19 protein-coding genes are annotated in these 19,131 nt (G+C 58.4%); 9 read left to right on the top strand and 10 right to left on the bottom strand.

The genetic code is table 11. The features are described 5' to 3' along the window. Nucleotides 1-3: 3 nt before the first annotated feature. Nucleotides 4-462 (bottom strand): halocyanin domain-containing protein, encoded by a 459-nt coding sequence (locus DM826_RS01650; protein WP_120100675.1) that lies wholly within the window; start codon nucleotides 460-462, stop codon nucleotides 4-6. A 100-nt stretch (nucleotides 463-562) separates the two neighbouring features. On the opposite strand from DM826_RS01650, the gene DM826_RS01645 reads away from it, so the two are divergent. From DM826_RS01645 to DM826_RS01635, 3 genes are all read left to right on the top strand, one after another. Then, the gene (locus DM826_RS01645) at nucleotides 563-1,021 is read left to right on the top strand and encodes a DUF5799 family protein (RefSeq protein ID WP_120100672.1); all 459 of its coding nucleotides are present in this window, start codon (nucleotides 563-565) and stop codon (nucleotides 1,019-1,021) included. Between the two features lie 175 nt (nucleotides 1,022-1,196). After that, on the top strand, nucleotides 1,197-2,885 hold the full coding sequence (locus DM826_RS01640; protein WP_120100670.1) for a methyl-accepting chemotaxis protein: 1,689 nt from the start codon (nucleotides 1,197-1,199) through the stop codon (nucleotides 2,883-2,885). Next, entirely contained in the window at nucleotides 2,885-3,619 is a 735-nt protein-coding gene (locus DM826_RS01635) for a bacteriorhodopsin (RefSeq protein ID WP_120100667.1), read from the top strand. The genes DM826_RS01640 and DM826_RS01635 overlap by 1 nt, the downstream gene beginning before the upstream one ends. A gap of 45 nt (nucleotides 3,620-3,664) precedes the next feature. Here the strand turns inward: DM826_RS01635 and leuB are convergent, their stop codons facing one another. After that, entirely contained in the window at nucleotides 3,665-4,639 is a 975-nt protein-coding gene (leuB, locus tag DM826_RS01630) for a 3-isopropylmalate dehydrogenase (RefSeq protein WP_120100659.1), read from the bottom strand. Nucleotides 4,640-4,748: 109 nt separating this feature from the next. Here leuB and DM826_RS01625 point away from each other — a divergent pair, with 109 nt between their 5' ends. The 3 genes from DM826_RS01625 to DM826_RS01615 all read left to right on the top strand — a co-directional run bounded on the left by DM826_RS01625 (nucleotide 4,749) and on the right by DM826_RS01615 (nucleotide 5,926). Then, entirely contained in the window at nucleotides 4,749-5,114 is a 366-nt protein-coding gene (locus DM826_RS01625; RefSeq protein WP_120100656.1) for a MarR family transcriptional regulator, read from the top strand. Continuing rightward, nucleotides 5,111-5,446, top strand: a complete 336-nt coding sequence (locus DM826_RS01620) for a hypothetical protein (RefSeq protein ID WP_120100653.1) — start codon at nucleotides 5,111-5,113, stop codon at nucleotides 5,444-5,446. Before DM826_RS01625 ends, DM826_RS01620 begins: the two co-directional genes overlap by 4 nt. A gap of 75 nt (nucleotides 5,447-5,521) precedes the next feature. Beyond that, on the top strand, nucleotides 5,522-5,926 hold the full coding sequence (locus DM826_RS01615) for a DoxX family protein (protein ID WP_205738780.1): 405 nt from the start codon (nucleotides 5,522-5,524) through the stop codon (nucleotides 5,924-5,926). A 111-nt stretch (nucleotides 5,927-6,037) separates the two neighbouring features. Here the strand turns inward: DM826_RS01615 and DM826_RS12760 are convergent, their stop codons facing one another. Further along, on the bottom strand, nucleotides 6,038-7,012 hold the full coding sequence (locus tag DM826_RS12760) for a hypothetical protein (protein ID WP_133304616.1): 975 nt from the start codon (nucleotides 7,010-7,012) through the stop codon (nucleotides 6,038-6,040). 76 nt (nucleotides 7,013-7,088) lie between these two features. On the opposite strand from DM826_RS12760, the gene DM826_RS01610 reads away from it, so the two are divergent. Continuing rightward, nucleotides 7,089-8,609 carry a hypothetical protein gene (locus DM826_RS01610; RefSeq protein ID WP_120100650.1) on the top strand — a complete coding sequence of 507 codons (1,521 nt, stop codon included), beginning with the start codon at nucleotides 7,089-7,091 and terminating at the stop codon, nucleotides 8,607-8,609. Nucleotides 8,610-8,658: 49 nt separating this feature from the next. On the opposite strand, the gene leuD is transcribed toward DM826_RS01610, so the two are convergent. From leuD to DM826_RS01580, 6 genes are all read right to left on the bottom strand, one after another. Further along, nucleotides 8,659-9,261 (bottom strand): 3-isopropylmalate dehydratase small subunit, encoded by a 603-nt coding sequence (gene leuD, locus DM826_RS01605; protein WP_120100647.1) that lies wholly within the window; start codon nucleotides 9,259-9,261, stop codon nucleotides 8,659-8,661. Further along, entirely contained in the window at nucleotides 9,261-10,721 is a 1,461-nt protein-coding gene (leuC, locus tag DM826_RS01600) for a 3-isopropylmalate dehydratase large subunit (protein WP_120100644.1), read from the bottom strand. The genes leuD and leuC overlap by 1 nt, the downstream gene beginning before the upstream one ends. A 41-nt stretch (nucleotides 10,722-10,762) precedes the next feature. Continuing rightward, the gene (gene ilvC, locus DM826_RS01595; RefSeq protein WP_120100642.1) at nucleotides 10,763-11,767 is read right to left on the bottom strand and encodes a ketol-acid reductoisomerase; all 1,005 of its coding nucleotides are present in this window, start codon (nucleotides 11,765-11,767) and stop codon (nucleotides 10,763-10,765) included. Nucleotides 11,768-11,791: 24 nt separating this feature from the next. Beyond that, nucleotides 11,792-12,508, bottom strand: a complete 717-nt coding sequence (ilvN, locus tag DM826_RS01590; RefSeq protein WP_120100639.1) for an acetolactate synthase small subunit — start codon at nucleotides 12,506-12,508, stop codon at nucleotides 11,792-11,794. After that, the gene (ilvB, locus tag DM826_RS01585) at nucleotides 12,505-14,295 is read right to left on the bottom strand and encodes a biosynthetic-type acetolactate synthase large subunit (protein ID WP_120100637.1); all 1,791 of its coding nucleotides are present in this window, start codon (nucleotides 14,293-14,295) and stop codon (nucleotides 12,505-12,507) included. The genes ilvN and ilvB overlap by 4 nt, the downstream gene beginning before the upstream one ends. A 358-nt stretch (nucleotides 14,296-14,653) precedes the next feature. Next, nucleotides 14,654-15,853: a LeuA family protein gene (locus DM826_RS01580; RefSeq protein ID WP_120100634.1), complete on the bottom strand. Its 1,200-nt coding sequence runs from the start codon at nucleotides 15,851-15,853 to the stop codon at nucleotides 14,654-14,656. Nucleotides 15,854-16,145: 292 nt separating this feature from the next. On the opposite strand from DM826_RS01580, the gene DM826_RS01575 reads away from it, so the two are divergent. Further along, complete coding sequence (locus DM826_RS01575) at nucleotides 16,146-16,412, top strand: YgaP family membrane protein (protein WP_120100888.1); 267 nt, start codon at nucleotides 16,146-16,148, stop codon at nucleotides 16,410-16,412. A gap of 4 nt (nucleotides 16,413-16,416) precedes the next feature. Here DM826_RS01575 and DM826_RS01570 read toward each other — a convergent pair whose 3' ends face one another. Next, nucleotides 16,417-17,676 (bottom strand): glycosyltransferase, encoded by a 1,260-nt coding sequence (locus DM826_RS01570; RefSeq protein WP_233735647.1) that lies wholly within the window; start codon nucleotides 17,674-17,676, stop codon nucleotides 16,417-16,419. A gap of 150 nt (nucleotides 17,677-17,826) precedes the next feature. Here DM826_RS01570 and DM826_RS01565 point away from each other — a divergent pair, with 150 nt between their 5' ends. After that, nucleotides 17,827-19,086 carry a glycosyltransferase gene (locus tag DM826_RS01565; protein ID WP_233735646.1) on the top strand — a complete coding sequence of 420 codons (1,260 nt, stop codon included), beginning with the start codon at nucleotides 17,827-17,829 and terminating at the stop codon, nucleotides 19,084-19,086. Nucleotides 19,087-19,131: the final 45 nt, after the last annotated feature.

Here is a 19,131-nt window from a genome sequence, read left to right as displayed (position 1 = left end):
TGGTTACTCCGCGAGAACCTCCACGACGCCGATCATTCCATAGCCACGGTGTGGGCTACAGTAGTAGGTGTAGACGCCGGGATCGGTGAACGTGTGTTCAAACGTATAACCGGCCTCGGCTCTGAGTTCGCTTACAAACGCGGGGTCTTCAGCGTCCGCAACAACGTTGTGGCCGCCCCCCTTGCCGGTCCACTCCCAGGTGACCGTCGTTCCCGGCGACACCTGCACGGCTGCTGGGTCAAAGGCAAACCCCTGTTCGCCGACGCCGACAGTGACAGTCACCGATTCGGCATCTGTTCTATCTGTCACGCTCTCGGCATCAACATTATTTGCTCGTCTAAGCACCCCGTCGTATGGGCCGCTCTCGGCCGTCTCAGCACCTTGGCTAGTGCATCCAGCAACGCCAACAACTGCCGTTGCCCCGATCCCTGACAGCAGCTGTCTACGGGTCGCAGTGTTCATACCGTTGTTACCCACTGAGGGCGCATTAGTCGTCCGTTCTAAACTGGTGGTGGCCATCACACCCGGTAGGCTGAAACCACCGGCAGGTGTAGTCACAGCCATGAGCGAGTGGCGAGACATGCTCGTCGGCGACCGCATGGCTGTCGATCAGGCGTTCACCGACCGGGTTCAGGCCTCGCAATTCACCAATCAGGAGTGGGGGCTGATCATGACCGCGACTGAACTCGATATCGAGCACGCCGACGACGCCGAGGCGGCTCGACTCGTCGCCGACACCGAGGCCATTGAATCGATCATACCTGAACTGGAGTCGGTTCGTTCGCAGGGCGGCCCGATGGCTATGGGCGATGCGTCCGCTGATGACGACGCCGGCGTCGTCGAATCGATCAAAGGGGCTTTGGGCCTCGATGCTGGCGATGATGACGGCATCGACCGTGAAAAGCTGGCAGCCGCCGAGTCGCTCGCCCAAGCGTACGCCGAGGAGCTTCAACGCCATCTCGAATCGAACGACGATTTCGATCGCGTTCGACGCGCCTACAGTGACGAAACAGAGTCGTAGACGATCACCAGCCTGCCACCCTGTGTGCATAGGGTCGGTCTGCAACGTGTGTCGATGCCATCGCCTGTTGATTGTGCCCGATTCAGAATACCCTATACTGAAAGGTCTCACTGTTCGATGTTTTCCCTATCCAACTAGTCCGCACATATAGGTAGCTAGACGACAACACTGTGATATGGACGACACGCAGTCAAGTAACCCCATTCGTGACAGCTATGCCACGAAGCTCACACTCTCGTTGGCGGGGGTCGTTGCCCTCGCCACGGCAGCCGGGATCTTGGTGTACTTCCAAGCCCGTTCGTTGTTTGGCGCGGAGGCCACCGTCATCGGCTCAAGCATTCTCGGATTAATTCTGCTGACGGTCATCAGCCTCGCGTTGATCGGCGTGACGATCGGCAGCAACACGATCATCGCCCTGCGACGGCTGACAACGAAGGCCGACCAGATGGCCGAGGGTGATCTTGATGTCGACCTTGATACCACCCGCAACGACGAGATCGGGCAACTCCACCGGGCGTTTGATTCGATGCGTCGCTCCCTGCGAGAACAGATCTCGGCGGCCGAGGAGGCCGAGGCCGACGCGGAGGCCGCCCGCGAACAGATGGAACAGCGGGCCAACCGCGTCGAGGAGAAAGCCGCTGAATACGAACGCGTGATGCAGGCGGTCGCCAACGGTGATCTCACCCAGCGCGTCGATCCCGACACCGACAATGAGGCGATGCAGCAGGTCGGCGTCGCGTTCAACGAGACGATCGACGAACTGGAACAGACACTCGGCGAGGTCATGACCTTTGCCGATGAGGTCGAAACCGCCGCCGCCGGCGTCGACAGTCACGCCGAGCAGCTCTACGAGGACAGCAGCGGTGTGTCAACGGCTGTCGAAGACATTTCCGACGGCGCCCACCAACAAACCGAGAACCTCCGTGATGTGGCCGACGAGATGGACGGCCTCTCGTCGGGGGCCGAGGAGGTTGCCGCCACGGTCGACACCGTCGCTGAAACGACGAAAAACGCGACCGAGGCCGGCACCGAAGGCGAGACCGCCGCGGCCGACGCCATCGAACAGATGGACGCCGTCGAGTCGACAACCAACGAGACGCTGGAGGACATTGAGGTGCTCGACGAGGAAATGGCCGAGATCGGTGATATCGTCGATATGATCAGCGAGATCGCCGAGCAGACGAACCTGCTCGCGCTCAACGCCTCGATCGAGGCGGCCCGGGCCGGCCAGGAGGGCTCCGGCTTCGCGGTTGTCGCCGAGGAGGTCAAGAGCCTTGCTGAGGAGACCAAGGATGCCGCCAGCGAGATCGAGGGCCGCATCCAGCGCGTCCAAGAGAAAACCGGCGAAGCCGTTGCTGGGATGGACGAAACGAGCGTCCGCATCAGTCAGGGCGTCGAGACTGTTGAGGGGGCCATTGACCAACTCAACGACGTCATCGACTACGTCGAGGAGATCGACGGCAGCATGACCGAGATCAACCGGACGACCGAAGAGCAGGCCCGTGCGGCCAACTCGGTTGTCGAGATGATCGACGAGGTCGCCGAGATTAGCGAGACGACGACCGAGACGGCGGACAACGTCACCGAGACGGCCGACGCCCAACAGCAGACGCTCCAGACCGTCGAATCCTCAGCGACCCAACTGCGCTCGCAGGCTGCGAAGCTGCGGGATGCCCTTGACCGCTTCGAGGTCGATGCCGCGTCGACTGGCGGCGGTGGCAACCTTGGTGCGTCGGCGTCGTCGACTGCGGGAAGCGACCTGTCGCCGACGGCGACGGCGACCCCCGATGCTGCCGCGACCGACGGCGGCCACGAGACGGACAGCGAGGATACCAACGGCGGCTTCAACTTTGGTGATCACTAATGTTACTTGGTGCAGACGGCTGGGCGGCGGTTGGCGCGGTCGCATTGGCACTCGGCACGATCCCGTCGGCGTACTTTGCGGTTCGTGACGAGAAAAACCGGAAATACTACACCGTGCTTGCGGCGATCACGGGGATCGCGACGGTTGCCTACGCGTTGACATCGCTTGGCATCGGTTCGATCCCGGTCGGCGATGCGACGTTCTACACACCACGGTACGTCGACTGGCTGCTGACGACGCCGCTGTTGATCCTGTATCTCACCATGCTGTGTAAGCCGGGCAAACAACTCTACGCGCTGTTGATCGGGCTTGACGTGGCACTGATCGGCCTCGGCATCGTCGCGATCTTCACAGAGGGTGTGTTGTCGCTGACGCTGTTCGGCCTCGGCGGGGTGGCCTACGTTGCATTGGCCTACCTGCTGGTTACTGAACTGCCGGATCGAGCGAGCTTCGCCAGCGAGCGCGTCGCTATCGTCTTCGCCAAACTCCGGAACGTGACCGTCGTGCTGTGGACGCTGTATCCGGTTGTCTGGCTGCTCGCGCCGGTCGGCTTCGGACTGCTTCAGCCCAGCGTCGAGATGATGGTGATCGTCTACCTTGACATCATCACGAAGGTTGGCTTTGCCATCCTCGCGATACTGGGCCGAGACGCACTCGACGACATCACCGACCAGTCACTCCAACTCGACACCGAAGAACAAGAGTCGTCGACGGCGACCGAGTTCGTCAGTTAACGGCGCTCCGATCCTCGCTGATCTCTGCTATTCGCGTTTGTCGCGCTACAGTTCGTTGATGATCGCCTGCGTTACAGCCTCGGTGTCGGCGTCGCCGCCGAGATCGGCTGTCCGCGGCCCCTCGGCGAGGACGGTTTCGACGGCGGTCTCGACGCGATCCGATTCCTCGCTGTAGCCGAGATGATTGAGTAGCATCGCTGCCGAGAGCACCGTCGCCATCGGGTTAGCGACGCCTTGGCCGGCGATGTCGGGTGCGGTACCGTGCACCGGCTCGAACAGCGCGTTGTCGTCGCCGATGTTCGCCGACGGCAGGAGGCCCAGCCCGCCGACGAGGCCGGCAGCGAGATCCGAGAGCACGTCGCCCGCAAGGTTGGGACAGACGATGGTGTCGAACTGTTCGGGGTCGAGACAGACCCGCGTCGCAAACGCGTCCATCAGGACTTCGTCGGTGTCGACGCCGTGCTCGTCGGCGACGCGAACGACCGCATCGCGAAACCGGCCGTCGGTCTTTCGCATCACGTTGGCTTTGTGGACGACGCTGAAGCCCTCGCCGTCATCGACGTACTCGCAGGCGAACTCCGCGAGTTTCTCCGAGGCGGAGGTGGTGACGACGCGCGTCAGCGTCGAGAGATCCTCGGAGAGGTCGTCCTCGTGGCCCGAGTAGACGCCCTCGGTGTTCTCGCGAAGGAAGACCAGATCGGTTTCCGGGCGGACGGCGTCGACGCCGGGATACGCTTTCGCGGGGCGGATGTTGACGAAGGAGTCGACGGCGTCCCGCAGCGGGAGGATCACGTCGGCGGCGGTTTCGCCGGCCGCGCCGAATAGCGTGGCGTCGGCGTCGGCCGCGAGGTCGTAGGTCTCCTGTGGGAGTGCCTCGCCGGTGGCTTCCTTGACGGCGTCGCCGGCGTCGCCTTCGACGAATTCGAGGTCGAGATCGAGCGATTCGAGCACGTCGACGGCGGCTGGGATTACTTCCTGTCCGATGCCGTCGCCTTCGATGACGGCGATTGTGTGGCTCATACGCGTCGTCTTGCCAGCACTGAAAAGAGCATGTCGATGTTCGGCCTTTCTTATCCCGTTCGTCCACAGAATTATGGCACTTGGTGACGTAGAGTTACACTAAGTTACAATGCCTGTCGATTTCGAGAATTATCATCCGAGTGATCTCCCACGCGAGGATACCCACGGCCGTCGAATCCTTGAATACCTCGCTGATAACCCCGAGTTGGGATTCCGGCCGAGCGAACTCGCCGACGAACTAGACATTCCGCAGGGCAGCGTCGGCACGACGCTCCGCCGGCTCGAATCGCGAGGGTTCGTGCGTCACAAGGGCGACTACTGGGCGATCAATGCCGAGGCCTACGACGCACAGACCGCGAGTGCCATCGGGCTCGACGCCGTGGCCGAAGCGTTTCGCGGCGACTACTACGATAAAAATCCTGAGTGGGATGCGGAGCTTCCAGACATCGACGCCGATGACGGTGACGCTGAATGAGATATGAGCGTGGACACGTCGTCGTCGCGGCCGACCCGCTCGGCGATACGCCACGCCGTCCCTACGTTATCATCAGTGACGACTCTCACCCGTTTGCCGGTCGCCAGTACATCGCGCTCGGCATCTCGACACAGGAGTATAGCGAGTCGATTCCGCTTGCTGGCGAGTTCGTCGAGGGTGAACTGCACCGCGAGTCGTTCGTCTCGCCGTGGGCGGTCGTATCACTCCGGACAAGACATATCGAGCGGGCGGTGGCACAACTCTCGACGGGACTCACCGACAAAGCGACACAGCAAATGGCCGGGTACGCCGGCTATCATCCAACTGAGTGAGATCGATGTTTGGTCGTACCCGCACAAGCCAGCAATCCCAAACCGCTTCCCTGTTGTCACCATAGCAGGCGGTAGATGGTTGACTTGGCGCGGTTCAAACGTCCGCTGCTCTACGTGATGGGGCCGCTCTACGTCGTCGCGGGCGTGCTGCATTTCGTCGTCCCCGAACTGTACGCCCAGATCATCCCGCCGTTCCTGCCCGCGCCGCTCGCGCTGGTCTACCTCTCCGGTGTCGCCGAAATTGCTGTCGGGATCGGGGTGTTGATTCCACGAACGCGACGGTACGCGGCGTGGGCGACGATTGCGCTGCTCGTTGCGATTTTCCCGGCGAACGTCTACATGGCGACCTCGATGGTCGTCGTCGAGGGGATGCCGGGCGGCGGTGGCGACCCGTCGCCGCTGATTCGCTGGGCGCGGCTGCCGCTACAGGGTGTATTGATTCTGTGGGCCTACTGGTATACTGACGCCAATGTAAATTAAAGGTGAAAATACATAACACATGAAAATTATAATTGGAATACCTCTTTATTATTGAAATTTTTATGTATTCACATATCTTATCTATGAGTATGCTTCTAATGTAGTACTTTATTATAGAACTTGCTTTCCATTGTCAATATACTGGCTTATACTGGCAATTAGGAGCGTGGTTTCCATTGCGACAGTCAATGCGATTTCTGCTTCTGTCCTCCATCTATTTCCAGTCTGTTGATCATCTCCATGTGCACCCCCTTTATTTCTGATACCTGCAAGACTGGTGGCCCTTTTTGTATGAAGACTTCTGATCACAGATTTTTCTCTGAGAAGATTGGCTACTTGATTTGCACCTGCAGAATTTTCTAGATCGGCTTGATTAACTCCTTGTTCACGTCCTTTGGCGCGAAGGAAATCCTCAAGCCCACGGCCGGCTGCCGTTATTGAATCTCTGGGAGAAGAGGCGTGTTTAGAAAACGCCTTCACGATTTCTTCTTCTGTATCTTCATCTATGCCTGCAACAATTTCGGTACCGATTGTTTCCTCCAGCCAAAAGCGAATCTCCGCTTCAGACTCAAGCGCATTTCTTAGCTCCTCAACAGATTCAACAGAATCCCCCGGAATCTCTTTTCCTTCTATCGTAATGGACATCTCTTCACCATCAGTATTCAGTAAATCAGTATATCGACCAAATCGCTCAAAAAAGTCTAGTAGATTTGATGAGTCGCTGGCTATATTGTGTAAAACATTTGTTTTCTTGGCAGCATTATCTTTTCCATATCCTTTTTTCAAGAATGTTCCAAAGGATCTGAACGGCCGATATTGAATTAATGCTTGATTTAGTAGGACATCACGGTTTTCAATGCTAACATCATCTATCTTTTTACGATAAGAAGAAGAAATAGTGTATTCGTCTTCCTCTCTTTTCACTATATTTAATTCGGCGAGTATCTTTAGACCTTCAGAAGTTTTTCTCTGTGAGAACTCAGTAAATTCTTCTATCTCAGACTGTAATGCGTCAGGTCCAATTTGAGAAACCGCATAACCAAGTTCCATGGTGTCCTCTGGAGATACTTTATATGCTGGAATCATCGGTTGACATCCTCTCACCAAATAATAAGAAGGTTATGACAGAAGTTTAATAACCTATCATCTACACAAAATTTCTATGTCAGAACTGCCCTTAGCATCTGAAAACGCTACTGCCGAAAAACACAAACAGATACTTGAGAACTTTCTTGAAAGGTATACAGCTCAGGGAGAGCCCGTGAATTATAAGGAAGCCGCAACCGGAGATATTAGTAGAGCTGCTGCGTCACCAGTTTTGAAATTTTGGCATAACATAGGACTCCTCAATAAACAAAAGAGTGGAGTATACACCCCTATTGACCCGGTCATCAAACATTATGAACAGGATTTCTTATCTTCAGGAGAAGCTATAGATGAACTAACGAATATATTAGAGAACTATGAAATATACTCAGAAGCAGAATTTCTTATTCAAAATAATGAATATGAGGATAATCGTAAGTTAGCACAAGATATAGTATCTATAGAAGACGATCTAACCGAAGATGATCTTGGAGATATTGTAAGATCCATTGAAGCAATAAAAAACATCAATGGTTTCGCAAGATTGAACGACGAATATCATAATGAAACAAATGAGTCTAACAATTCTGTGAACAAAGAGGAGGAAAATAACAGTAGCACCAGCATCAAACAGGATTCTCAACAATTTGAATTTGATTTTGAGGCCGACGATCTACCAAGATATGCTGGTCCAGATAATTTAGTATCTATTCTTAGTCTAATGGAGTCAGGAGGAACTTGGACTAGTGATGAAATTGATGAAAAAGATGAGGTGGATATGGATAAACGGAACATCAACGGTACTCTAGATTATGGTGTAAGGCTAGGATTCATTGAAGAATCAGACAACGAGTATATTCCTACGTCCGAAGGGTTCGAATTATATTACAATGAAGGAAATGATGAAAAACTAAGCGAATTATTACTTGAAGCAGTTGCAGATTTTGAAGCATATGTTCTCGTGATAGAAGAAACGTTTTCTAAGATTGGTAGTTTCGATGGTAAAGATGGTCTCGAAAATAAGGATATAATTAATGTTCTGAGGACGGAATTTGGATTTACAGAAGTATCAAATAGCACTTTGAAAAGGTCAGTTAAAACATTGATTGAAACATTAGACGGGATGGGATACGGTACAGAAGAATCTGGTACAGGACGCCGCACACAACTTAAATTCAAGAATGATATTAATTTAAGAAAGATTGTTGAAGAACTATCCAGTGTATCTCCTTATTCAAGAATAGCAGAGGTAAATGAGAGTGAAGGCGATAAAAAAAGAGACAATGCCGACAGTAAAGAAGATTCTCAGGATATTGTAAAAGAAGAATACAAAGAATCTGAACCAGAGCGATCCCCACAACAATCAAATTCAAAAGATTTGCAATCAACTCAAACCGCGCGGCAACCCGATGAGAGACCAAACAACAACCAGTATAACAAAGAAGAAAATAAAAAAGACATAAGTCAGATTGAACAGATTGAATCAGAACAAAGTCGATACAATAAAAACGTAGATATTGACATTACAGTCAAATTGTCCGAGATGGATAGCGCTGAGTTAGAAGCCAAATTAGAATTGATTGATAAGTATCTATGACAGTTATATAAAAAGTGAGATCCTATTCGGGTTTTCTAAGTTCTGTTGACTAATCGTCGCCTTCGACGTACGGCAGCCCGGCGACGGTCTCCTCGACCTTGCTGCGATTGGAGTACATCAGCGCGGTCGTATCCCAGATCCCCTCGACGAGGGCTTCCTTCATCGCGTCGTCGATCTCGACGTCGATTGTCGTCTCGCCGTAGGTGACTGCCTCGTTTTCGACGTCGATGTCGATCTCGCCGTCGGGGTTGCTCTCGATCCACTCCTGGAGATCGGTGACGGTCTCGTGGTCGGTCGTGACCGCCGGAATCCCCAGGGACTTGCAGTTGTCGCGGAAGATTTCCGCGTAGGACTCGCCGACGATGCCGTCGACGCCCCAGCGCATCATCGCCTGGGGGGCGTGCTCGCGGGAGGAGCCACAGCCGAAGTTGGAGTTGACGACTGCGATGGATGCGCCCTCGAAGCGGTTGAGCGGGTGGTCGTTGAACCCGTCGTCGTCCCGCCGGGCGTCATAGAAGAGGTAGTCAGCCATGTTGTCGAAGGTGACCTCCTTCATGAAGCGCGCCGGCAGGATCTGGTCGGTGTCGATGTCGTCACCGGGAATCGGGACACCGGTGCCGCCGACCTCGGTAATGTGATTCTCAGGAGCCATTAGTCAGCCGCCTCCCCAACGCCGCTGGCACTGCCAGCCGGATCGTCGCTCAGATACTCGCGTGCGTCGGCGACTTCGCCTTCGACGGCCGCTGCGGCGACCATCGCGGGACTCATCAGCACGGTGCGGCCCTCTTTGGAGCCCTGCCGACCGATGAAGTTCCGGTTCGACGACGAGGCACAGACTTCGTCGCCTTCCAGGGAGTCGTCGTTCATCGCCAGACACATCGAACAGCCGGCGCGCCGCCACTGGAAGCCGGCGTTGATGAACGTCTCGTCGATGCCGCGAGCCTCACACTCCTCGCGGACGGTCTCGGAGCCGGGGACGGCCAGCGCGCGAACGCCGTCGGCGACTGTGTTGCCTTCTAGGATCTTGGCGGCTTCCTCGAAGTCCGAAACACGGCCGTTCGTACAGGTGCCGAGGAACGCCACGTCGACATCGTAGCCCAGCATCGACTGGCCGGGCTCGATATCCATGTGGTCGAGGGCCTGCTCGGCGGCCTCCCGATCCGTTCGGGCCTCGAAGTCCTCGGGGTGCGGGACGCTGTCGGTGATTTCGATGACCTGGCCGGGGTTGATCCCCCACGTGATGAGCGGGTCGATGTCGTCGGCGTCAACCGTGACGACATCGTCGTACTCGGCGTCCTCGTCGCTGCTGATGGACTCCCAGTACGCCTTGCGCTCCTCGAAGGCCTCGCCCTCGGGGACGTACTCCCGTCCCTGCAGGTACTCGTAGGTGGTCTCGTCGGGGTTGATGTAGCCCGCGCGAGCCCCGCCCTCGATGGACATGTTACAGACCGCCAGCCGGCCCTCCATATCGAGGGCCTCGATGGCCGGCCCGCCGTACTCGTAGACGTGGCCGACGCCGCCGTCGACGCCGAGGTCCTGAATAATTTTCAGGATGATGTCCTTGGCGTAGACGCCCTCGCCGAGTTCGCCCTCGACGTTGATCCGGCGGACTTTCTGTTTGTCAGCCGCGATACAGCCCGTCGCCAGCACGTCACGGATCTGGCTGGTGCCGATGCCGACGCCGATGGAGCCGAACGCGCCATGGGTCGCGGTGTGGCTGTCACCGCAGGCGACGGTCATCCCCGGCTGCGACAGGCCGAGTTCGGGGGCGACCACGTGGGTGATGCCCTGCTTGCCGGATTCAAACCCGAAGAACGTGATCCCGTTCTCGCTGGTGTTGCGCTCCAGCGCCGAGAGCATCTCCTCGCTTTGCTCGTCCGTGAGGGGTCGCTCCCGCTTTTCGGCCTCGGTGGGGGCGATGTGATCGGTCGTTGCGAAGGTCTGATTCGGGTAAGCGACGTCGAGATCGCGCTCCCGGAGCATGCCGAAGGCCTGCGGGCTCGTCACTTCGTGGACGAGGTGCAGGCCGATGAACAGTTGATCCTGTCCGCTCGGCAACTCAGCTACTTTGTGCTTCTCCCATACCTTGTCGTACAGCGTTCCGTTGCTCATTTGATAACTCCGTTAGTGTAGCGTGCGTGTTCCATCCGTATTTACTCGTCGGCCCACGAGAAGAGGCCACGCAGCTCCTCGCCGACGGCCTCGATCTCGTGGTTCTCCTCGGCGGTTTTCAGCTGGTCGTAGTTCGGCCGGCCGGCCTGGTTCTCGGTGATCCACTGCCGGGCGAAGGTGCCGTCTTGGACTTCTTCGAGGACCTCCTCCATCTGCTCGCGGGCGTGCTCGTCGACGACGCGGTCGCCGCGGGTCAGTCCGCCGTACTCGGCGGTATCCGACACCGAGTGCCACATCTCGCCGAGGCCGCCCTCGTACATGAGGTCGACAATCAGCTTCAGCTCGTTCATACACTCGAAGTAGGCCATCTCCTCGCTGTAGCCGGCCTCGACGAGCGTCTCATAGCCCTGTTTGACGAGGCTGGTGACGCCGCCACAGAGGACGGCCTGCTCGCCGAACAGGTCGGTTTCGGTCTCCTCGCGGAACGTCGTCTCGATGGTGCCCGCCCGCGTACAGCCGATGCCTTTCGCGTAGGCGAGTGCCTGCTCTTTGGCGTCGCCGGTCACGTCCTGATAGACGGCGACCAGACCGGGCGTCCCTTCGTCGGCCTCGTAGTTCCGTCGGACGAGGTGGCCCGGCGATTTCGGGGCGACGAGCGTCACGTCGACGTCGTCGCTGGGCTGGATCTGGTTGTAGTGGATGTTGAACCCGTGGGCGAACTGCAGCGTGTCGCCAGCGTCGAGTTCGTCCTTGATCTGGTCGTAGACCGCTGGCTGAACGGTGTCGGGAACCAGAATCGAGACGACATCGGCTTGTGCGGCCGCCTCCTGCGGCGTCGCCACGTTGAGCCCGTCGCTCTCGGCGGCGTCCCGCGACGAGGAGCCCTCGCGGAGACCGACGACAACGTCGATCCCGCTGTCGTTGAGGTTCTGGGCGTGGGCGTGGCCCTGGCTGCCGTAGCCGATGACCGCTACCGTGGCGTCGTCCAGATAGCCGGTGTCTGCGTCGTCGTCGTAGTAGATCGTGGCGTCGAGTTCGTCTGCCATTGTGTGTGCGGAAAGACGCCCCCCTTAGTTGGTGGTTTCGGCTTGGCTTTCAGCCGAACCGTCACCTGTTTCGCCGCCAGCGTCGCTACCGCCGTCGGTTTCGACGCCAACGGCGGTTGCCTCCGCAGCGGGCTTTTCGCCGGGTGTCGTCGGCGTACTCCCGCGGGCGAGGGCGGTCGGGCCCGTCCGGGCGATCTCGATGATGCCGAACTGCCGGTAGGCGTCGAGGGCGTCCTCGATCTCGTCGTACTCGCCGGTGAGTTGGACGGTGATCGTTTCGGGGCCGGCATCCAGCGTTGTGCCGTCGTACATCTCGGTGACCGCTTGCACCTTGTCAGGCTCGTCGCCGTTGACCTTCAGCAGGACGAGCTCCGAGCGGATCGGCCGGTTTTCGAGTTCGCCGACCGAGATGACCGGCTTGAGCTTGGCGAGCTGTTTTTTCGCTTGGTCGATGCCGGGTTCGGGCTCCTCGACGATGAGGGTGAGTCTGGCGTTGCCCTCGACGGTCGTCGGGCCGACCGTCAGGCTCTCGATGTTGAACTGCCGGCGGGAGAACAGTCCCGCAATCCGCGCCAGCACGCCGGGCTCGTGTTCGACGAGCGCGGAGATCATCGCCGTGCGGCTGTCGGGTTCGGCCTCGACTTCGGGGTCGATCCGAATCCCTTGGCTGTTGCGCCGGCCGTCCGGGTGTGGGCGTTCCTCCGGCGGTGGCCCTTGCAGGCCCTGTTGGTTCTCACTCATAGCTGATCCTCCGAGAGAGCGAATTTGCCATTTGGCGCACCGCTTGCAACCATCGGGTAGACGTTGGCGTCGGGGTCGATGTGGAAATCGATGACTGAGGGGCCGTCGTACTCAAGGGCGGCTTCGACGGTGTCGGCAACTTCGTCGTAGTCGTTGACACGCCAGCCCTTCGCGCCGAAGGCTTCGGCGAGCTTGTCGAATTCGGGCATCCAGTTGTACTCCGATGCCATGTGGCGACCCTCGAAGAAGGCGTCCTGCCACTGCCGAACCATCCCGACGTACTCGTTGTTGAGGACGGCGACTGTGATATCAAGGTTTTCGCGGACGGCGACCGACAGCTCCTGGATCGTCATCAAAAAGGAGCCGTCGCCGTCGAAACAGACCACGTCCTGGTCGTCGTCAGCGGCGAAGCGCGCGCCGATGGTCGCCGGCAGGCCGTAGCCCATCGTGCCGAGGCCGTGGGAAGAGACCCACGTGCGCGGCTCGGTGAACTCCCAGTACTGGGAGGCCCACATCTGGTGTTGCCCGACACCGCTGGTGACGATGGTGTCGTCGTCGGTCGCCTCGTCGAAGGCCTCGACGACGAACTCCGGTCGCAGCGGCGCGTCCTTGTCGATCGAGTAATCCATCGGATACTCGTTTTTCCACGTCTGACACTGCTCGCGCCACTCGCGGGCATCGGGTTCATGCTCCATCTCCTCGGTGAGTTGGTCGAGCACCGTCCCCGCGTCGCCGATACAGGGGTAGTCGGCGTGGATATTTTTCGAGATCTCGGCAGGGTCGATATCGACGTGGACGACCTCAGCTTCCGGCGCGAAGGTGTCGATGCCGCCGGTCAGTCGGTCGTCGAAGCGGGTGCCGACGCCGATCAAGCAGTCGGTGTGGGTGATCGCCATGTTGGCGTAGCCGGTGCCGTGCATGCCGGCCCACGAGAGACAGAGTTCGTCGTCTTCGGGGTAGCTGCCGATGCCGGGCATCGTCGTCACGACCGGGATGCCGTGTTCGCGCGCGAACTCGCGAGCGGTCTCGCTGGCTTCAGCTTTGATGACGCCGCCGCCGAGCAGCAGCAGCGGCTTTTCAGCGCGTTCGATCGCGCGGGCGGCGTCTTCGACGTTCTCCTGATCGGCTTCGGTTGGCGGTTTCTGACCCGGCGGAAGTTCGGGTTCGCCGGGCTCGTTGTCGGTCTCCTCGAAGCTCACGTCCTTTGGGAGGTCGACCAGCGTCGGGCCGGGACGGCCGGATTCAGAGAGCGCGAAGGCCTCGCCGACGGTGTCGCCGATGCTGTCGGCGGAGGCTGCGAACCAGTTGTGTTTCGTGATCGGCATCGTCACGCCGGTGGTATCGGTTTCTTGGAAAGCGTCGGAACCGACCATGTCGCTGGGAACCTGGCCCGTCAGGGCGACCATCGCATCGGAGTCCATGTTGGCGTCGGCGATGCCGGTAACGAGGTTGGTCGCGCCCGGCCCCGAGGTGGCCAGCGCGATCCCGGGCTCGTTGGCGACGACGCCGTAGGCGTCAGCCGCGTGGGCCGCACCCTGCTCGTGGGCCATCGTGATGTGTTCGATATCGGAGTCCCACAGCGCGTCGTAGACGGGCATGATCGCCCCGCCCTGGACGCCGAAGGCGTGCTCGACGCCGCCGTTTTCGAGTGCGCGAACGATGGCCGTCGAGCCGTCGGTGACGGGCGTCCGTCCGCTGTCGGCCTCGGCCGTCGTCGCTTCCGCGGTCGTGTCATCGGTTGTCGATTCCTCGTCGGCGTCGGGATGTGATTTCGCTGTTTCGCTCATTGGCCTGCTCCTGTGGTCGGTCGGTCGCGTGTTGTGTGTGATGGTGAATACATGGTTTGCTGTCGGGTTTGTGTGAGTTCGACACCTACTGCGGGTGTGGATCGAACGCCGGAGTTGGGGATAAAAAGTGGAGTCGGGGTTAGACCCCTACAATACCGCGTACGCCGACAGCACTGACTCGGTCGACCGCCGCGCCGAGAGGGAGTTGCTGTGGCATCGTACCCGAAGAAATGACACGGTTCATAATAATAGTTACGCGTTTCCGGTGATCGGTGTGCTACTGACCACCAAGCCCCAGCTGCCCGCTCGGTTGGCTGGGGCTGTCGCTCACCGGGTGCAAACGAGCAGGGGACGGGCATTAGACCCGTACCTCCTCTGAGTCGATCTCGCTGACACCGACCTCCTCGGCGAAGCGCGCGATCACGCTGTCGGTGACCTGCTCCTTCTCGGCACCGAACTCTTTGACGAGTTTGGTGACCGCCCGAACCTCCGAATCGCTGGGCTCGTAGTTGAGCTCCTCCAAGCGTTTCCGAACCGAGTGGGTGCCGGTGTGTTTCCCAAGGACGAACTCCCGGGACGCGCCGACCATCTCGGGGGTCATCACGCCGGGTTCGAAGGTGTCGGTGTTCTCCATGACGCCCGCGGCGTGGATGCCGCTTTCGTGGGCGAAGGCGTTGTCGCCGACGACCGCCTTGTTGACCGGGATCGGGATCGTCGACTTCTCCTCGACGAGCTTCGCCAGCTCGGTGATTCGGGTCGTGTCGATGCCGGTGTCAACGTTGTAGAGGCTCTCGGCGGACATGACGACCTCCTCGAAGGCCGCGTTGCCCGCGCGTTCGCCGATGCCGTTGACCGAGACCTGCGCTTGGTGGGCGCCGGCCTCGAAGCCCGACATCGCGTTGGCGGTCGCCAGCCCGAAGTCGTCGTGGGTGTGGACGTCGATCCGGGCGTCGGTGTGTTCGCCGACAAGCCTGATGAGCTTCGCAAACCGGGTTGGGGTTGCGACGCCACAGGTGTCGGGGATGTTGATCCAATCGACGCCGGCCTCGCTGACCGCCTCGACGACCTCGACGAGGAACGACTCGTTGGTGCGAGTCGCATCCATCGGCGAGAACATGACCTCCAAGCCCGCATCGCGAACCTGCTCGACGCTTTTGACCGCGCGGTTGACCGCCTCCTCGCGGCTTGCGTGCATCGAGTCTTGGAGCTGCACATCGCTCGTCGAAACGAAGATGTGCACCATGTCGACGCCAGCGTCGATCGCCGCTTGGACGTCCTTCTCGACGACGCGGGCGAGCCCGCAGGTCGTCGCATCGGTCGCCGCCGCGATGTCCGAGACGGCCTCGAACTCGGGGTCGGAGTTGACGGGGAACCCAGCCTCGATGACGTGGGTGCCCATCTCGTCCAGCAGCTCGGCGATGGCGCGTTTGTCGTTGTAATCAAACGAGGTGCGTGGTGACTGTTCGCCATCACGCAGCGTCGTGTCGAAAATTCGTACTGACTCTATTTCGTCAGTGTTAGTCAATGTGCCCTCGAAGAACTCGATCCGCCGGGGAATCCGACGTGTCCTCCGTGTCGTGGTGAGACATGTACCTGCACTAAGTGGCTACCTGAGTAATAAACCCATCGCTCTGGGTGGGATTGAATCGGTCAACTGTCCAATCGAACAGATCTCTCCACGAGAAAAGTTACCAAGACACAAAAACTTCGTTGATCCCTTCGTCACACCGCCGCTTGTAACATCTGTTTTATCGGGTGTCGTCGAAATCTTCGGTGTTGATTGTGCCGATACAGGCGTTAGTTGGTCTGTTTGCGGTTGCTTTATGGATTTCAACGACGTAACAAATGGTATGAGCGGTCGAAAAACAAACGTTGGTCGCCGTGACCGAATCGTCCGAACCCTCCTGACACCGGTTGCTCTCGGTGCGATCGCGTGGCTCTACACGTCAGTTCCGCAGTCGACGACGACGCTGGCGGCTATGGGCGGCCTCGGGCTGCTTGTCTTTATTTTCGTCACAAGTGCTCTGACAGGCACGTGTGGCATCTACGCTGCCCTTGGAATCAACACATGCCGTCAGTGCGAAGCCGACTACGGTGGTGGCAACATCTGGGGCTAAGTTGTTAGTCATTCGCTGAGGTGGGCGTCTCGTCTTCTTCCGTTGGTTTGTTCGGTTCCATAATCTCCGCATCGAGGTCGGGATTCAGGTCGGCGAGCGTTTCGGAACTTGCACGCTCCGGTTGGTCTTGGGTGACCCGTCCCGGCGTTTTCTCGGTGATTTTGAAATCCGTCGCCGGCCGAAACAGTCCCCACAGCGCGCCGACCGCGTGGAGTGCGACGACCAGCGGTGTCAACACCAGATAGATCGGCCACACCTCGGGATACTTCTTGTATTCGATCAGCCCGGCGATCATGTAGACGAACAGCATGCTGAACAGGGCGATCGAGGTGACCTGATAGAGGCCGTGTTGGGGCACGAACTGCGGGTACAGAAACGCCAACACCGACAACAGCGGAATCACCGGCGATAGCGTCCAGGTGATGATCCGCGTGAACTGCAGCGGGAGGTATCGCTTCGGGAGGCGGTACATATCCCGTAGTGTCCCCGACATCCAGCGTCGCCGCTGATTGAACATCTCTCGGATCGATGGCGGGGCCTGATTCCGAAACCGCCTGTTGAGCAGGCGGTATTCGAACTTGCCGCCCTGTTGGTCGACATACTTCGCGGCTCGCCAGATGTAGGTCGTATCCTCGGTGATCGTCGGCACGTCCCACGTGACCTCGTTTTCGAGTTCGTGGCGGACGGCGACCGCACCACCCCATGCGTAGAGCGGATACGCCATCCGGTGGAACGCGCGCTGCTCGCGCTGGTAGCCGACCCGGAACACCTCACAGAGATAGACCCACCACGACCCGGTTCGCAGCGGATGCTCCGAAATCTGGATCAGATCGGCCGCCGGCAGCCCCTCGAAGTTGACCATGATGCTGTCCTCGTCGAGATACAGGATGTACTCCTCCTCACACTCGACGTGTTTGCGCGCCCATTCGATGGCTCGGCCCTTCTTTTGAGCTTGACTCTCGAAGTCGTCGGGAACAACGTGGACATCCGCGCCGTCGATATCCATGTCGGCCTCGGCGATCACTTTCGTCGCGCCGATCTTCTCCGGCACCGAGTTGACCGTCACCTGCACGGTCGACGGCGAGTTGTAGGTCAAAATTCGCACCTGGATATTTTCGAGTGGGATTTCGCTCTCATCGTCGGCCCGCCAGCCGGTGGCCAGCACCGTCACTTCAAGCAGCCACCAGAAGGACGAAAAGCCATACAGCACCAGCGTCACCCAGAATACGAGCGCAATCGCTGTGCCAGCGAGCGCGCTGATCACTGCAATCCCTCACTGCTACCGCTCCAGCCACCTACACTGTCTGTAATACTCATTGGGTCGTCGCCATTTGTTCGCAAATCAATCTTCGTTTGCCACGTCACTTCAAAGTATATACAGTATTCTAATCCGGACTAAGTGCTAAGCATATCTGTGACTGAACTGTTGTCTGTTCAGGGGTTGCTGGCTGTCTTTTTGTGGGTTGCGTTCGCTGTGTATGCGTTTTCGGCACTCTGGTGGCTGCTCGAAGTGTTTGTGCTCCGCCACGGGTGGAACACAGATACCGACGAAGTCTGGGGGCTCGACGATATCCAAGTCCGTGTGCTGACGATAGACGCCGAGCCAGTGGTTCAACAGACAGTCAATGCTGTTCCTGATGGGGTCGCTGACATTCGTGTTATCGCCGAAGCTGCGGTCGATATTGACGGCGCGACGGTACATGTTGTTCCTGACGAGTTTGATTGCGAGGCGACGAACAAAGGTCGAGCCGTCGAGTGGGCTCGTCGGAACGTCGATGCCGACGAAGAATACCTTCTGTATCTCGACGAAGATACGATTGTCACCGAGCTTACCGGCCTTCCGGATGCTGATTTCATCCAATTCACCGAGAAGCCGATCTATACGGGGTCTCGGCTCACCTACCTGTGTGAGGTGTTCCGCACCGGGTACCAGTTCGAACAACTCGGCTTCCACCGCTTGTCGTATCCGCTCTATGCATGGGGTGGCGGGTTTGCTATCCGACGGACAATCGAAGCTGAGATCGGATGGAATGTCGCTACGATAACAGAGGATACGAACTTGATCTGGCGGGCAGCCAAAGAATACGATCTCACGTACCAGTTGGTGAATACTCGCTTCCGAAACCAGGCACCGCCCTCGGTGTCAGCGATGCTCAAACAGCGACGCCGATGGATGTCCGGTACCATGGGTGACGATCATTTACTGCCCCCGCTGTACCGGCCGCTGTATTTCACCCGCGTGGTCGCGTGGGCATTTTCCCCCTTTGTTCCGTTTCTGGCTGTTGCCTCCTATCTGCTACCCGGAACCGCTCCTGGGATGGAACTCTACTCGATCCTCTCGACAGCCCTTCTCGGGATTCTGTTCATCTATATGGTGTTTGGGCTGATCGCCTACCGAAAACATCCGATTCTGTGGCCGCTATTTTTGCTCCTGACGCCGGTTGCGGTGGTCTTACACTCGATCGGTGCGATGTGGGGCGTCGTTCGGCCGGTTGAGACCTTTGAGGTCACTGAGAAAGTTGCCGCCGACACGATCGAAGAGGTGAATGAACTGGAACAAGGAGAGCTTGCTTCCCACGAAGGGACTGAGCGGCTGCTTCGTGACTCTCCGGACGAGTTCGAATCAGGCGTGTTCTCCGATGACGACACGGGAGTACTCTCCGACGACGACTAACCGAGGAACCAATTGTGAACCACTCCGATATGGATTGTCGCCAGC

It is taken from the genome of Halonotius aquaticus (assembly GCF_003605575.1).
GTDB lineage: Archaea > Halobacteriota > Halobacteria > Halobacteriales > Haloferacaceae > Halonotius > Halonotius aquaticus.
The sequence above is the reverse complement of the archived record's forward strand: the minus strand, read 5'-3'. Positions and strand labels throughout refer to the sequence as shown.

Excerpts from the sequence above, each read along its gene's own strand:
- ilvN (WP_120100639.1), bottom strand. The coding sequence starts at position 12,508 with ATGAGTGAGAACCAACAGGGCCTGCAAGGGCCACCGCCGGAGGAACGC.
- leuC (WP_120100644.1), bottom strand. The coding sequence starts at position 10,721 with ATGAGCAACGGAACGCTGTACGACAAGGTATGGGAGAAGCACAAAGTA.
- DM826_RS01615 (WP_205738780.1), top strand. The coding sequence starts at position 5,522 with ATGGTTGACTTGGCGCGGTTCAAACGTCCGCTGCTCTACGTGATGGGG.
- DM826_RS01635 (WP_120100667.1), top strand. The coding sequence starts at position 2,885 with ATGTTACTTGGTGCAGACGGCTGGGCGGCGGTTGGCGCGGTCGCATTG.
- DM826_RS01575 (WP_120100888.1), top strand. The coding sequence starts at position 16,146 with ATGAGCGGTCGAAAAACAAACGTTGGTCGCCGTGACCGAATCGTCCGA.
- ilvB (WP_120100637.1), bottom strand. The coding sequence starts at position 14,295 with ATGAGCGAAACAGCGAAATCACATCCCGACGCCGACGAGGAATCGACA.
- DM826_RS12760 (WP_133304616.1), bottom strand. The coding sequence starts at position 7,012 with ATGATTCCAGCATATAAAGTATCTCCAGAGGACACCATGGAACTTGGT.
- ilvC (WP_120100642.1), bottom strand. The coding sequence starts at position 11,767 with ATGGCAGACGAACTCGACGCCACGATCTACTACGACGACGACGCAGAC.
- DM826_RS01650 (WP_120100675.1), bottom strand. The coding sequence starts at position 462 with ATGAACACTGCGACCCGTAGACAGCTGCTGTCAGGGATCGGGGCAACG.
- DM826_RS01640 (WP_120100670.1), top strand. The coding sequence starts at position 1,197 with ATGGACGACACGCAGTCAAGTAACCCCATTCGTGACAGCTATGCCACG.
- DM826_RS01620 (WP_120100653.1), top strand. The coding sequence starts at position 5,111 with ATGAGATATGAGCGTGGACACGTCGTCGTCGCGGCCGACCCGCTCGGC.
- DM826_RS01610 (WP_120100650.1), top strand. The coding sequence starts at position 7,089 with ATGTCAGAACTGCCCTTAGCATCTGAAAACGCTACTGCCGAAAAACAC.
- leuB (WP_120100659.1), bottom strand. The coding sequence starts at position 4,639 with ATGAGCCACACAATCGCCGTCATCGAAGGCGACGGCATCGGACAGGAA.
- DM826_RS01625 (WP_120100656.1), top strand. The coding sequence starts at position 4,749 with ATGCCTGTCGATTTCGAGAATTATCATCCGAGTGATCTCCCACGCGAG.
- DM826_RS01645 (WP_120100672.1), top strand. The coding sequence starts at position 563 with ATGAGCGAGTGGCGAGACATGCTCGTCGGCGACCGCATGGCTGTCGAT.
- leuD (WP_120100647.1), bottom strand. The coding sequence starts at position 9,261 with ATGGCTCCTGAGAATCACATTACCGAGGTCGGCGGCACCGGTGTCCCG.